At 54.9% G+C, this 13,423-nt stretch carries 12 protein-coding genes and 1 pseudogene; 5 read left to right on the forward strand and 8 right to left on the reverse strand.

Features of this window, described 5'->3' with window-relative positions; genetic code table 11:
• Positions 1 to 70 precede the first annotated feature (70 nt).
• The 5 genes from N8E89_RS21230 to N8E89_RS21250 form a co-directional block, all read right to left on the reverse strand.
• The gene (locus tag N8E89_RS21230) at positions 71 to 1,927 is read right to left on the reverse strand and encodes a type II toxin-antitoxin system HipA family toxin (RefSeq protein ID WP_262263105.1); all 1,857 of its coding nucleotides are present in this window, start codon (positions 1,925 to 1,927) and stop codon (positions 71 to 73) included.
• A gap of 62 nt (positions 1,928 to 1,989) precedes the next feature.
• On the reverse strand, positions 1,990 to 2,178 hold the full coding sequence (locus N8E89_RS21235) for a hypothetical protein (protein WP_262263106.1): 189 nt from the start codon (positions 2,176 to 2,178) through the stop codon (positions 1,990 to 1,992).
• 822 nt (positions 2,179 to 3,000) lie between these two features.
• Positions 3,001 to 4,095, reverse strand: a complete 1,095-nt coding sequence (locus N8E89_RS21240) for a M6 family metalloprotease domain-containing protein (protein WP_262263107.1) — start codon at positions 4,093 to 4,095, stop codon at positions 3,001 to 3,003.
• A gap of 415 nt (positions 4,096 to 4,510) precedes the next feature.
• Positions 4,511 to 6,001 (reverse strand): peroxidase family protein, encoded by a 1,491-nt coding sequence (locus N8E89_RS21245; RefSeq protein ID WP_262263108.1) that lies wholly within the window; start codon positions 5,999 to 6,001, stop codon positions 4,511 to 4,513.
• Complete coding sequence (locus tag N8E89_RS21250) at positions 5,925 to 6,410, reverse strand: hypothetical protein (protein ID WP_262263109.1); 486 nt, start codon at positions 6,408 to 6,410, stop codon at positions 5,925 to 5,927. The genes N8E89_RS21245 and N8E89_RS21250 overlap by 77 nt, the downstream gene beginning before the upstream one ends.
• A 211-nt stretch (positions 6,411 to 6,621) precedes the next feature.
• Here N8E89_RS21250 and N8E89_RS21255 point away from each other — a divergent pair, with 211 nt between their 5' ends.
• Both N8E89_RS21255 and N8E89_RS21260 read left to right on the forward strand, forming a co-directional pair.
• Positions 6,622 to 6,891, forward strand: a complete 270-nt coding sequence (locus N8E89_RS21255) for a hypothetical protein (RefSeq protein ID WP_262263110.1) — start codon at positions 6,622 to 6,624, stop codon at positions 6,889 to 6,891.
• 278 nt (positions 6,892 to 7,169) lie between these two features.
• Positions 7,170 to 7,806: pseudogene (locus tag N8E89_RS21260) on the forward strand (transposase); the annotation flags it as partial.
• A 363-nt stretch (positions 7,807 to 8,169) separates the two neighbouring features.
• Here the strand turns inward: N8E89_RS21260 and N8E89_RS21265 are convergent.
• The 3 genes from N8E89_RS21265 to N8E89_RS21275 form a co-directional block, all read right to left on the reverse strand.
• Entirely contained in the window at positions 8,170 to 9,288 is a 1,119-nt protein-coding gene (locus N8E89_RS21265; RefSeq protein ID WP_262260933.1) for an IS110 family RNA-guided transposase, read from the reverse strand.
• A 281-nt stretch (positions 9,289 to 9,569) separates the two neighbouring features.
• Positions 9,570 to 10,717 (reverse strand): IS3 family transposase gene (locus tag N8E89_RS21270; RefSeq protein WP_106667833.1). Its coding sequence is split into 2 segments (ribosomal slippage): positions 9,570 to 10,468 and positions 10,468 to 10,717, totalling 1,149 coding nucleotides; the frame shifts between segments, so codons are not numbered across the junction.
• Positions 10,718 to 10,971: 254 nt separating this feature from the next.
• On the reverse strand, positions 10,972 to 11,415 hold the full coding sequence (locus tag N8E89_RS21275) for a hypothetical protein (protein WP_262263111.1): 444 nt from the start codon (positions 11,413 to 11,415) through the stop codon (positions 10,972 to 10,974).
• 382 nt (positions 11,416 to 11,797) lie between these two features.
• On the opposite strand from N8E89_RS21275, the gene N8E89_RS21280 reads away from it, so the two are divergent.
• Genes N8E89_RS21280 through N8E89_RS21290 form a run of 3 tightly spaced genes read left to right on the forward strand, consistent with a single transcriptional unit; the run spans position 11,798 to position 13,341 of the window.
• The gene (locus N8E89_RS21280) at positions 11,798 to 12,397 is read left to right on the forward strand and encodes a DUF6088 family protein (RefSeq protein WP_262263112.1); all 600 of its coding nucleotides are present in this window, start codon (positions 11,798 to 11,800) and stop codon (positions 12,395 to 12,397) included.
• Positions 12,387 to 12,953 carry a nucleotidyl transferase AbiEii/AbiGii toxin family protein gene (locus N8E89_RS21285; RefSeq protein WP_262263113.1) on the forward strand — a complete coding sequence of 189 codons (567 nt, stop codon included), beginning with the start codon at positions 12,387 to 12,389 and terminating at the stop codon, positions 12,951 to 12,953. The genes N8E89_RS21280 and N8E89_RS21285 overlap by 11 nt, the downstream gene beginning before the upstream one ends.
• Before the next feature lie 34 nt (positions 12,954 to 12,987).
• Complete coding sequence (locus N8E89_RS21290; protein ID WP_262263114.1) at positions 12,988 to 13,341, forward strand: nucleotidyl transferase AbiEii/AbiGii toxin family protein; 354 nt, start codon at positions 12,988 to 12,990, stop codon at positions 13,339 to 13,341.
• Positions 13,342 to 13,423: the final 82 nt, after the last annotated feature.

The following is a 13,423-nucleotide window of genomic DNA, read 5'->3' on the forward strand; positions in this document are numbered from 1 at the left end:
CTGACGAGGCAGGGGTTGCGTCAAACGCCAAACGGGCATGGCGACCTCAAAAGCGCCACTTGAGCCTACCTCATCGGGCTAACCAACCATCCTGTCCAAGTTTGTCTATGCGTTGCATAGAAATATCTTTCATTCCCACGATCATCGCATTCATTTCATCGTTAGAAATGGGGGCGGGCAACAGCTGCAAGTCTAAAGATGTGCGCAGCTGTTTTAGCACCTGCGCGACCTCGCTTTCGACCGCGGCGGCGCTAATACCCATTGTCACCGCCGCCCTCGTGAAATCTGCCAGTTTCAGCCTGTTGTCTTTATCGTTCAGCTTTAGTGCCATCCGGTCGTGCTCGAGGTTAGCAAATACGACCGTTGTGACGGCATCATACAGCGGTGCCATCCGCACGGAGCGAAACACGATATCATCCGGCATTGCGGTTTTTAGGACGGCCATGTTTTTCAGATGCATGTCGCCATCGGCAATAAGCCAGGAAAAAACCGCGCGCTTCAACAGCAACAGCAAGTCGTCGTTGGGGCGCGTTGATATTCCCCTTAGGGCTCGTCCGGCCTGCTCGATGGTGCCCTTGTACTTATCTTCGGGAGGCAGATCCAGCAATGAACAAAAGTCTTCCATGGCCATTCTGCGATTATCGTGTTCCGACGTACGAACATCGAAACGTTCGACGATGAGGGCCGGAGGCATTTCGTCTGGCATCGCGACCAGAGAAAAATCGGGAACTTCAAACCCCGCACTTCGCCCAAGACTGAGCGACATCCATTCGACTAAGGGAAGATATCGAAATCCGCTTGTACCTGCGGGTTTTAGGATATGGGTAAACGGTCTTGCGGTAGCAGGCACGAGGGAACCATCCTGCTCCAGACACATCGGTGCTTTGACTTGAACGCCCGAGAGCCGGGGGGTCTCGGGATCGCGAAACACCCGCGCAAGATTTTCTTCAAAGCTTTGGTCGAAAGTGTCCCGCCTTGCGCCCCTATACGTTCCGGTGAACAAACCCCCAGATGAATAATCCCGCAACCTGCCCTGCCGAATATCCTCCGGCAAATCTGCGAGTCCCCTGGGGTCTCCAACGATTACGATGTTTGACATGTAGCGCTTGCCGGAGCGCAAGACCGCGCGTTCATCTTCGCTTTTGAGAATCTTCTCCAGCCATCCCTCGGGTAACAGAGAGGTGATAAATGAAGGGAGCTTGCCTGGGACCGTCTGCCTGATGAGCGGCACATCTTTTTCCGGCACATGCGTCCAGCGCCACTCAAAGCCGTCGTGCTTAAGATGGCCAAGAATTTTGCCATGCCATGCCACGACAAAATTAAGTACTGCCAGATTTGTGACGGGCGCTAATTCAAGACCCATCCTGAAATAGCGGTCTACGCTCTCTCCTTCACGGTACCATCCGTTTTCACGAGCAAGTTGAAAGACAGAATCGGCGGCCTTATCAACGCTCCCATATTCTTCGATCAACCGCCTAGCCATGTCTTCCCGCATGCTCTGATCAATAGAATGGGCGTGTACGCTCCGCAGCCTGAAGGCTTCCAGGAAGCGTTGACGTAAAGATGATGCTTCGACCTTAAATTCCCCCATTCCGTCGTCGATGAAAGCACTGGAGAGGGAGGGATGACGGGGGGCCTGGTTTTGGATGATCTCCAGATTGCGTATTCGCGTTCGCTGGTTTCTCCTGCCAGCCAAGCAGAGATTGCCTGTCGCCGTGGGTGTTAAAAGGACAGCGCTGGCAGCTGCCAGATAGGTTTTGGGATAAAGATACTTTGCGATCCGGACGGCGTGTTTCAGTACGGCAGTTTCGATGTTCTCATTAATGTCGAAATAAATGCCGCGCATGACTTGAACAAGCCGGCCAGTTTCCGCCTGATAGTGAGCTCGGTCCTTATCGATATTTTCACCAACCAGGAAAACTGTCATTTCCAACTTTCTCGCATTTCATGTTTAGAAAACAGCAGAATGGGTTGGTGTTTTTCAAGTTCTTAATTCTTAATTGTAATTCGGTTGATGATATTCCAATCTTTTGCACGAGCGGTGCAGTTGAGCTTTGTATCAATAAATAGGTCCCACACGGCGTGCCTGACGTGCATTACGGTCACGCGCTTCAGTTCTTCGATATCCTTCGCTGCCAGAGCATCGATCATCTGGTGATGCTCTGAAGGCAGTGTCAATTTAGTGTAACTCCGCGAGAAGCGGGCTGAGCCTGACCCCAGTTGCCGCACAGCCGCAGCCAAGCCTTGGCGGGGCGCGCCCTCAAGGACTGGTTGAGGCGGATTGGTAGACATCGACGATCTAACGGACGATCGCCTGCTCAATTTCGTCAAGGTTGAAACCAGGTTTCGGTACGCGATGTCCGCTTTCGCCAGCTGACTCCAAAAGTAGGAGTGGTCTGTATGCTGGCCGGGATCGGATTGGGGACTGCACGACCCGTACACCGAGACCAACTGCGGCCGTCCAGAACGCGTCATCGCACCAATTGCGATCCGTCAAGATTGTCATTGGACAACCATGCATGTCCCACTGTGCGACGCACGGCTGCCTCGGCGAACGCTCGCTAGTCGGATACCAACATCCGAAGCATGCTCGAATGGGCGTCCACTGACATAGGTTCAGACAGAGCGTCCGAAAAGTTGTATGATCGATCCGAAGGGTTCCGGAATGCGCGCCCAAGTTAAGAGTGCAGAGGGATATCCGTTTTGCAGATCATGCCTAATAAGACGATTGTGGAAGGGAAAGTCAAAAGCGTCGAACCATCACCCGATGGATGGGGAGCGGACGTAGAGCTACTTGTCGAGGCGAGTGAGGCGGCTGCGGGATTCTCTGATTTTCTACATGCTGAGCCCGGGACAGTTCTCAGAGCGTTTGCAGCGCAACCCGATGGGATTCGACCAGGGCAAAGCTACAGTCTGACGACGTCGGTTCTTGGTGGTCCACAGGGTGAACGAGTCGTCATTGAAGATGCTCAAGCCAAGCCATAATCGGTAGCCTGGCAATCAAACGATGACGTCTGCTGTTACATCACCATTTACGACCATGATGTTCGATATTGCAATTCCGGTCGCTGTACCATCGTTCTTGCGTGTGTGCGGATGGCTGGCGCCACTGTCATCAACCAGCGTCACATGTCTTGATCCGGGGAACAAATGCCCCGCGTCCCCGGCGTTTCTGTTGAATTCCAGATCTCGTCGACCGTTCGCCTGGACCAGGGCCACGCGGTAGGCCAGCGGGTTGGTATTGTCGGACTGTGTTTCATCGATGTGCCAAACGGCCAATCCGCTTCCTGGTAGCCCAGTGTCGCGTCCTGACTTCTGCCGATTCTCGATCAGGAAATATTCCTTGGAGGTTCTGCCGCCTGTCCACAGTCGATAGCATGCAGTCTTATCCGTCTCCAGCGGCCTGATTAGGAGTGAACCTTCAGCAGCAACATTGTTGGGCTTGATCCAGCCGAGCGTTGAAAGACACCATGCCGACATTCGCGCCGGTAGATCTCCTCCCCCATTCCAGGATCCGGCTGCCATCAGACACCACTCGCCGATGCCGTGGCTCCGGTAACTGGTATCGTACAGATCGGGCAGACCTAAGAAATGGCCGAATTCGTGCGAGAACACGCCAAGTTTCCCGTCTTCTGGAGCAGTGAAATATGCGAAGGCCCCTACTCCGCCATTCACAAACGCCGCGGGGAGCGTCCACTTGTGTGACCAGATCATTTTTTTCCGCAAGACAGGGTTTTGTTCGGCCTCGGCGCCGCCACCGGCGTGGACGAGAAACAACCCGTCAACGAAGCCGTCACCGTTCACGTCAAAGGGGGCAAGACTGTTCGCCCTGCAGTACTTCTGCAACACCTCGGTGAGGAGCCCGGGAGCGTTTTTCGGGAAAGTGCCCCCCGTACCGCTTTGCCCATCCGTGTAAAAGCTGTAGGGCCTTCGCGCTCGGATCCAGTTCGTTACCTGACCTGTGACGTTAAGGGTGCCGAACGACATCTCTTTATAAAAACTGTGCATCGAATCGGGATTTGCCGGGTCGAACAACAACTGCTCGAAATGGGCGGAGGTTTGCGTCCCTGGATTGTCTGAAAAATCGACGAGCAAGACGAGACAATTCAGCGTTTGTTTGCGAGAAGATCTTCTCAGCGAAAAACGCGCGCTCGGGGGCCGGCTAGCGGATGGCGCCAGTGCCCGGCCTTCCATTGCAACCGGCGGATAGATGACACCATCATTGAAACCCGTCCTTCCCACGGTCGGGATGTCCAGCATTCCCGATAGCGTCGCCAAACGGGCATCGGCGACCGAGAGAACGCGGCCGGACGAAATTTGGGACTTGATGCTTGCCGTTACCCCCGGGCTAGCGATGCAGGCTGTGGGCCCTTCCAGATAATCATCGCCCGCATTACCGCAAGAGCAACGTGAAATATGCACAGCCACGACGATCTCCTCCGCATCTAGTTTACAAAGTCGACGTGATTTCAGCTTTGCTTACAAGCTTCACACGGCGCGTTCGTGGCTGCTACTCCATCACGACGGCAAACTTCATCCATTTGGCGATCGAGTCGATCGGGCTGTCATCACTCATCCTCAGTGGACTCTGGCTGGGCGTGAAATCTCGTGAAAGTGCAGAATCCGGGTCCGACAGCAGCACGCCGATCATAGTCGATGCGACAAGCCAGCTGCCGACTTCGCCGAGCGATCCGCCGCCACCCTGCTCGGCCTCGGCCAGACAATAGAACCAAAGCGGGGTGCGTTCGTGAAACTTCGCACCTGAATTCTTGAGGAAGTCCCGCATGTTGGGTTTGGCGGCGAATATCGTGCTCACGTCGTCGATTGGCGCGGAGGTGATCGCTCCATGCTGCCTCAGATAGCGGTGGACGGCCTGTCCTGTGGGAAGGCGCAAATTGTACCCGCGCCTGAGATTGCGGCGTGCCAAATGCTTGAAAAGGTCCTGCAATTGGCCCGGGGGCAGATTGTTGCCCTCCTTCTGCATCACCCCTAGTGGAGGCGCCAGCTCGGTGTCGATCTTGCGTGCAACCCGCTCCGCTAGCCCGTCATTGATTTTGGGCGGATTGGCAACCACAAAGCGTGTCCAGTCAATGACCCAATTTTTCGGGAGTTTGGGGCTGCCGAACATCCCGCCGCCACCCGTGAACGTAAACAAAAGGTCAAAAGCGGCTGGATTATTCGGGCGGCCGAATGTCCGGTTATGATCGTAAGCGGCTCGAACCATGGAATGACCAAACCTGTAGGCTGCCACAGAGAATTCGAGCGGCAGGGCGTTACCAAGTCGCACGGCGGGCTGGCGGGCATCATATTCTGCCCGGAACTTGAAAAAATGCGACGCGCGGCTGTCGATAATCCTGCTGACGACTGTCGGCTGGCAGATACCTTTTAGATAGCCTTCCACGATCAGCCATTGATAGTGCAGCCGCGTCAGGAGTTGTGCCGAATGGAAATCGGCGATCCAGCCGGTATCGTGACTGGCCAAAAAGTCCACAGCCTTGTTGTGGAATCTGAGAAAGCTCAAATGGAATTGAGCGACGATAAGGTTTTCGTCATTTCGTTGGTCTCCAATCAGCGCCCGGAGCGGAAGTGTTGCCTCGAACGCTGTGAAGTCCTCGTTCGACATCGAAGCCTGAGCGAGGCGTAGGGCGGCTTGCCTGACGCTGTCCTGAACCTGAGAATAGCGCGGAAGGTCGCGATGCTCGTCGAGATTGTCCGGTAGGGGTCCAGGTTCTATCGCGGTGCCGACCCGCATCTTGTTAATCTGGGTCGGGTGGCGCATGCCGGAAATCACCATTGCCACGTCGGCCGAGATCCCGCCACCGGTTGGAATACCGCCGTAGACACTATCGAGATCGAACCTGGGTGTGCGTGCATTCCGGAGCTGCGCCTCGACAATCGAAGAGGATTGTGGCGGATGCGCATTGCTAACACTGGTAATCAGGCTTTCCCGATCGGTCCGTGCGGTCAGCTCGTGATCCAGAAACTGTCCCCAATATGTCAAAACAGGAGGCAGCGTCGAGATCGGCTACTGACGTCTCACTTGCAGCCTGATCAATCATCAGGTTACCGAGTTCATCCAGCTCGCCGAGGGTCTCGCCAGTTTCGGGAAGATAGTTTTCCGGGGCGTCAAGCGGAGGAATCAGGTAACCGAAATCCGCCTGCTCGTCGACTGCGATGTCCGCGCCAGCCGGGCGTGCGGCCGGAGACAAGCTTAAGCCCGGCGTGCCTTCAGGTTTCTCTTTGCCGCCATGAGATTGAAACAAAACAGTCATTGTCAATTCTCCTGTATGATCCCATGAACTACCCGTGAAAACGGAAATAGTTATGAGCTGAAAAACGCACTGCAGGCTGCCGCTCACTCTGGTGGCGTCGGCAACACCAAGAATGACGGGGTCGTTTGTACCTGCCAAAATATTTCCACCCGAAGTGGAACATTGCGTGGGCAACGAGCTATTGCCGTTTTGTGCCCGGTGATCGTTCTGATTTGCGACGAGAAGAGAAGGTTTTAAAAACCTTCTATGCAGTTCCGACGATTAACGGTCACCGATATCTCTTTTATGAGAGTAGAAATCAACACACCAATTGGTATTAAGTTGGATCGGGCTAGGGCGGACTGGGTGTTTGGAAGAGCCATTTGGGCCACAGGGCCGGTCTTTTGTAAAACAAGTTCGCGACTTTTTTGCGCTGCCCAATTTAATGGCACATACTTCGCGCAATTGTCAGCGCCGTGAAGAAAACGGGAAGATAGTCAACGTCGCTACGAATGAGCCATTCACCTACGACGATGCGTGTATGGAACTCGGCTCGATTGAGCGTTACGACAAAGCCGCGACTGAGGCAGCACAAGCCGCCGTGAAGAAGTTCTTGACGGAAGTGTTTGGTCTCAACTGACCTCATCGAACATAGGCCCGGGCCGCGCCGCTAAAGCTGCGGAATAGCCTCGCTTCCAGTTCGAGACGAAATTGGAGTCTTCTTTGTTCGCTCAACTAGCAGGCGCTCTATGGCGTCTGCAATTTCCGCTTCGCCATAAGGCTTCGCAATCACGATTGCATTTTCGATCAATGAAGCCTCATCAATATCGATACGGCCGGTGGCGAAAATAATACTGACCTGCCACTGCGAATTTCCTCCAGAATTGATTAGAGTCCGGCCTGACGAAGGACGGACGAATGAAGAAGCAGAGATTTACGGAAGAGCAGATCATCGGTGTTTTGCGGGAGCAGGAGGCTGGGGCAAAGACAGCCGATCTGTGCCGCAAGCACGGTATTTCAGAAGCAACGTTTTATAATTGGAAAGCCAAATACGGCGGCATGGAAGTCTCAGAGGGGAAGCGGCTGAAAGCGCTCGAAGATGAGAACGCCAGGCTCAAGAAACTACTGGCCGAGCAGATGCTGGATGCAGCCGCGCTTCGCGAACTTCTATCAAAAAAATGGTAGGGCCCGCCGCCAAGCGTGAAGCCGTCACGCATCTGAAGGCCGTCATGGGGCTTTCGGAACGGCGGGCCTGCCAGATTATATCCGCCGACCGTAAGACGATCCGTTATCGATCCTGCCGACCGCCAGAGGTCGGGTTGCGGGCGAAGCTTCGCGACCTCGCAAATGAGCGAAGGCGTTTCGGATATAGGCGGCTATTCATCCTGCTTCGGCGGGACGGAGAACCGTCCGGCGTCAATCGCATCTACCGCCTTTATCGCGAGGCCGGCGTGCTGTCGGCACCCGTGCGCCGATCCTGGTCGAAGCGAGGGCCAATGCTCGCTGGTCGCTGGATTTCGTCCACGATCAGTTTGCCTGCGGCAGACGCTTCCGCGCCGGTTGCTCACGCCATTTGGCGTATTCAAAACCCCCGAGGCTCTCTTATGTTCGTTTGCAAGCTCTTTAGTCACGACTCTTTCCTTTCCGGCTTTGACGACGAAAGCACATGCGCGAAGCTGTTGAACAAAGGAGGAGGCAGGGCGTTTAGACGACGGCTGGCATACTCTTATGCGCGGGTTGGGTACCGCATTTCCGTGTGTTCGTCTGGGGCTGCCTCTGTCTAATCTCGGACTTGGAATTTATCCGCCACATAGAGCCTGCGAGGGTTCCCCACCGGAGCCCTGCCTCCATCTTTGTCCAACAGCAGATGATTTTAAATTTTGGGTTAAGCGTCTCTCTTCAAGCTGACCATCGGCATTTAGCCTTTAGCTGTGGGAGCGACCTCCTGTCCAATCGCCCACAGGAATGCTGCCATTTCTCGGGCAATGGCGGTGACAGCGACGACCTTCGGCTTGCCTGCCGCCATCAGTTTTCGATAGCGCGCGCAAAGCCGCACCTGGGCTTTCCAGGCAATCTCGCGAACCGTTCTTGGCAGGTCATCCAGCCGCGCCTGGATCTTCGGGCTCACGCGAGCCGGGAAGCGATATGTCCAGGCCGCTTCAACGAGTACCCTTCGAGCCCTTGTGTTGCCGGCCTTGGTGATCCCAGCGCGCTTGACCCTTTCGCCCGTTGAGCGTTCCGACGGCACAAGACCCAGATAGGCCATCAACTGACGGGGATTATCGAAACGCCTGACATCGCCGATCTCGACCACAAAGGTGACCGCAGTCATGAACGCGACGCCGCGCATCGCTTGATAGGCTGCCACAACCGGTGCCATCGACCAGGATGCTGCGGTCTCCACCACCAGCTTGGTCAGCCGATCCAGACGCACGCCGGCATCCTCGATGGCCTGGCAATATTCTGCCAACAGAATTTGGTGGGCGGGATGATCGAAGGCCTGGCATGCCAGCCATCTTGTATGGGCGCGCGTCCAAGGCGTGCGGCCAGTATAGATCCGGCCGTGGCGCAGGAGAAAAGACTGGAGTTGTTGGCGTGCCTGCTTCAGCGCATCGTTGGCAGCCTCGCGAGCCCGCACCAGGTCGCGGATCGCCTCATGGCCTTCGTCCGGAACCCAGACAGAGGTCAGTTCGCCCGCCCGATGCAGGCGCGCCAGACTTACGGCATCCCGGCGGTTTGTCTTCACCCGGTCGCCCGCACGCTTGGGCACCAGGGACGGCGCCACGACCACACAATCGTGCCCCAATTCAACAATCTGCCGGTAAAGACCGTAACCGGTCGGGCCGGCCTCGTAGCAAAAGTGAAGCTTGGCCCCGCGTCGGGAAAGCTTGTCGACCATCGACGCCACCGACGCCGGCTCCGAAGAGATGTCGCCGAAAAACCGCACCTCGCCGTTGCGCACCCCGTCCGCAACCGCAACTGAAATCTTCAGCTTCGACGTATCCAAGCCGATGAAAATTACGCTATTCTCTTTCATGGTTCGCCCTCGCTAAGCGTGGGGCTCGGCCTATCCAGAGCAACCCCCGAATTCAGCTTACTGCGGGGGCGGGCCACCTTCACCCCGAGAACATACGGTCTAGTCGCCGCTGGATGAAAGTTCAATGGCAGGTCAGACTCCGTGACGATATAAACAACGAACGTATCTTCGCTCACGCATTTTTCGCTGCTTTCTATTAATTTTTGTCTGGCACCAATCGCGGACCCACCTATCGCCGAAACTACGCTGAATGGCCTGCTGCCGGTTTTTCGGGCACGAGGTTAAGCTAATCCCACCTTGGTTTCAAAATCGTTCGGGCTGAGATAGCCCAGTGTTGAGTGGCGACGCCTTGGGTTGTAGAAGCGCTCGATGTAATCGAATACGTCCGCCCTTGCATCATTTCTTGTCCGATAAACCTTTCGTGCCGTTCTCTCCGTTTTCAGTGATGAGAAGAAGCTTTCCATCGCTGCGTTATCCCAGACGTTCCCCGATCTGCTCATGGAGCAGGTGATGCCGTGATCGCCCATCAGGCGCTGGAACTGTTCGCTGGTGTATTGGCTGCCCTGATCGGAATGATGCAACAGCGCATCCGGCTTTCCTCTGCGCCATATCGCCATGATGAGGGCGTCGGTGACGAGCTGCGCCGTCATATTCGCATTCATCGACCAGCCGACGACACGGCGTGAGAACAGGTCGATGACGGCGGCAACATAAAGCCAGCCTTCGGCCGTCCAGATATAGGTGAAGTCGGCCACCCATTTCTGGTTCGGTCGGTCGGCTGCGAACTGGCGATCCAGGACGTTGGGCATGATGACAGATCGGTCGCCGGCATCTTTCGGCAGACCGCGCCGCCGTGGTCTCGCTCGGAGCGCGTTCTGACGCATCAGCCGCTCAATGCGATGAAGACCGCACGACAAGCCTTCAGCCAGCACATCATGCCAGACACGCCGGGCACCATAGGTTCTGTCGCTGTACTTGAAACTCTGCCCAATCTTGTCCAGCAGAACCTCATCGTAGCGGGCATGGTCGCTCGGCGAGCGATTGAGCCAGGCATGGAAGCCGGAACGAGAAACCCCCAGCGCTTCGCAGAGCCATGCCACCGGCCAGATCGAACGGTGCTTTGCAATAAACGCAAACTTCATATCGCGTCCCTTGCAAAGTAGGCTGCGGCCTTTTTTAGAATATCGCGCTCCGCCTTCAGCTTCGCGACCTCGCGCCGCAGCCGTTCGATCTCAAGCTGTTCCGGCTTCATCTGTCCATGCCCTGGAAAGGACTGGACCGGATCGGAGCCATGCTCCCTGATCCATTTGCGCAGTACATTCTCGTGGACATCGAGGTCGCGGGCAGCCTGTGCAACAGCGACACCCCGCTCCTTCACCAGCTTCACCGCTTCAAGCTTGTATTCGCGGCTGAACTTTCGTCTTTGCATTCATACTCTCCGGTTTCACGCAGAACACCTTAACTCAGTGTCTATGAAACCGGCAGCAGGCCAGAAACCACAGCCTATTGCCGACAGTGTATCTTTTATGCGGCGTGCGTCCGACTCCGCATACTTGAGGCGGTTCCGGGACGGGCCGTTTGAGCCCACAACCACTGCTATACGCATCGGCTGATTCCATAGCGAACCGCTCTACTTGAATCTAATATCGCGTCGGCTTTCAGCGGATATAGGGTTCGACAATTTCACGGGCGCGCGGCTTCCTCTCGCCCAATCCGCAACATCCTCCAACGGATAAAATCCGTCAAGCAACTCCTCTTAATCATTTGGAGCGTGCCTGGGCGCGCGTGGATCCGGAGTGATCCCCCGCTGCCAAAGGAGGCTAAAGCTTCATCTTGTTCCGGCGTGGGACGGTATTTTGGTTTGGAGCCTGTTTTTGGCAAGATTTCTTTTCGCGAACCAAGTGCTTCCGGGGTTGGGCTTTCTTGATCGACGGTAAACAAGTCGATGGGATGCTCAATTGCACTTCTGAGCTTGGCGGTTTTATCTCGGAGCCCAACGGCCTTTGCCTTCCTGAAGCCAAACTCGTGATGAAGCAACTTCAAGAGCTTCTTGTCGCGGTTTACGCTCGCACGGCCAAACTCTTGTTCAAGTTGTTGGGCAGAGTATCCGATATATGGCCGCTTCATTTTGAATCCAGGCAAGTTAACCAACCGCGCGGAATTTCGCGCACTGGTTGCAGCCTATACGCATCCCGTAAATAAAATCCGCAACGTATAGCCACTTTGGAACGTGCGCCGTTCAATACGCCTTGCATCGCTACGGCTGATCTAGTTGGCAAATTCGCTTGAGCCTGGCTGCCAGCCAAGTCGAGTATACCTCTGCCAAAGTTTCGATATTCATGTGCGTTGCGGGGGGATCCGCTGCATGTACCGGTTGGCAGATAGACAATCATTCACATGACTTGATGCGCAAGCGTGCTTACCTAATTTATATCGTTGACTCAATGGCTTAATCTTGACCCCTGTCAGAAAGTCAACTACTACTTCTGACGGAAAGGAGACGCGCGTTATGGAACAGTTGTCGGAAGCTATCATAAAACAGGTAAAAAAATCGCCGGAAGGCAAAATCCTGACGGCTAAGGATTTTTTGCATCTTGGTAACAGGTCTGCAGCTGACAAAACTCTCAGCCGACTTGCCCTCAGAGGGGAGGTGGTCCGAGTGGCTCGTGGTATGTATGTCGCGCCAATTAAGGGCAAGTTCGGGCAATACCTGCCGTCTCCCGAAAAGGTTGTTAAATCTTATGCAAAAAGGACGGGATACAAAATCCTGCCAACTGGGGCATCCGCAGCCAATAACCTGGGGATGACGACTCAGGTTCCTGTCCGTTCCGTCTTTCTCACCAGTGGAAAAAACGCCGAACTGAAGTTGGGGAAACGGACTGTTGAGCTTCGACATGCTCCGCGATGGCAGACTCACCTTCCAGGGACAATCGAAGGCGAAGCTATTCGGGCGATATCTCATTCCGGCAAACGGTTTGCCAAGGAATACGCTGTCATGGCCAAGAAGAAACTCGGACCAAGTAATTGGGAACGCGTGCTCAAATTGAGGTCCAAACTCCCAGGATGGATGATTGAGGCTATAACGGAAGCAGACCACATTGACCGCTGAGCTCAAGAAGTATTTTGACCTTTCTCCAAAGGATCGCCGCGAGATAATCAGTCTTGCGGCGACCGAGACTGGTGGGGAGGAAAAGATCCTCGAAAAAGATGTCATGGTCGTATGGATTCTTGATACCGTCTTTCGTTCACCCTTCGGCGACGCGCTCTCGTTCAAAGGCGGCACGTCTTTGTCAAAAGTGTATCAGCTGATTAACCGGTTTTCCGAAGACGTTGATCTGACTTACGATATCAGGAAATTTCTTCCTGGCATGGCATACGACCATGACGGCATTCCACCGAGCAACAGTCAGCAGCGCAAGCTCACAGCCGCTGTGCGCGAAAAATTGCCTGCTTGGATCGAAGGAGAACTTGCGCGCCTGTTGACGAAGGCGATCAGCGATCAAGGGTTATCGGCCACGCTTCGCCAAAATACGGCAGAAACCTTGAATATCGATTATCCCAGCCTGTTCGAAGGACATACTTACGTCAGACCGTCCGTTCTTCTCGAATTCGGAGCCCGGTCGACGGGGGAGCCCACGTCAAACCGATGCGGCGGCCGTCAGTAACGGCATTGATTTTCCCGCCGCTAGCGTCCGTGCAATGGCCGTAGAGCGGACTTTTTGGGAGAAGGCGACCGCTGCACACGTCTACTGCATGCAGGAAAACATGAAAAAAGACCGGTTTTCCCGCCACAGGCACGACTTGCATTACATTCACAGGTCAGAGTATTTTGATGCCGCTTTGAAAGACAAAGAGCTCTCTGAAAAAGTCGCGAGGCATAAATCTTTCTTCTTTGCAGAGAAGGACAAGCACGGCGAATACATTGACTATGTGGGTGCGGTTAAAACCGGGCTTAAACTGGTTCCTTCGAAAGATGCCCGATCGGTACTAGCCGAAGACTACGTGCTTATGAAGGAAAGTGGAGTCACGGCTCCTGACCTCGCCGTCTTTTGACGAAATCATGGAAACGTGCAGCAAAATTGAGAGTTCTTTTTCGGTCAAATGAGGTTGTTGCGGTCCGTACCTTTCCGCGTTG

It is taken from the genome of Phyllobacterium sp. A18/5-2 (assembly GCF_025452215.1).
GTDB lineage: Bacteria > Pseudomonadota > Alphaproteobacteria > Rhizobiales > Rhizobiaceae > Phyllobacterium > Phyllobacterium sophorae.

Bases quoted from the DNA above. Each gene is read 5' to 3' on its own strand.
- N8E89_RS21230 (WP_262263105.1), bottom strand. From the start codon at position 1,927: ATGACAGTTTTCCTGGTTGGTGAAAATATCGATAAGGACCGAGCTCAC.
- N8E89_RS21265 (WP_262260933.1), bottom strand. From the start codon at position 9,288: ATGAAAGAGAATAGCGTAATTTTCATCGGCTTGGATACGTCGAAGCTG.
- N8E89_RS21275 (WP_262263111.1), bottom strand. From the start codon at position 11,415: ATGAAGCGGCCATATATCGGATACTCTGCCCAACAACTTGAACAAGAG.
- N8E89_RS21280 (WP_262263112.1), top strand. From the start codon at position 11,798: ATGGAACAGTTGTCGGAAGCTATCATAAAACAGGTAAAAAAATCGCCG.
- N8E89_RS21290 (WP_262263114.1), top strand. From the start codon at position 12,988: ATGGCCGTAGAGCGGACTTTTTGGGAGAAGGCGACCGCTGCACACGTC.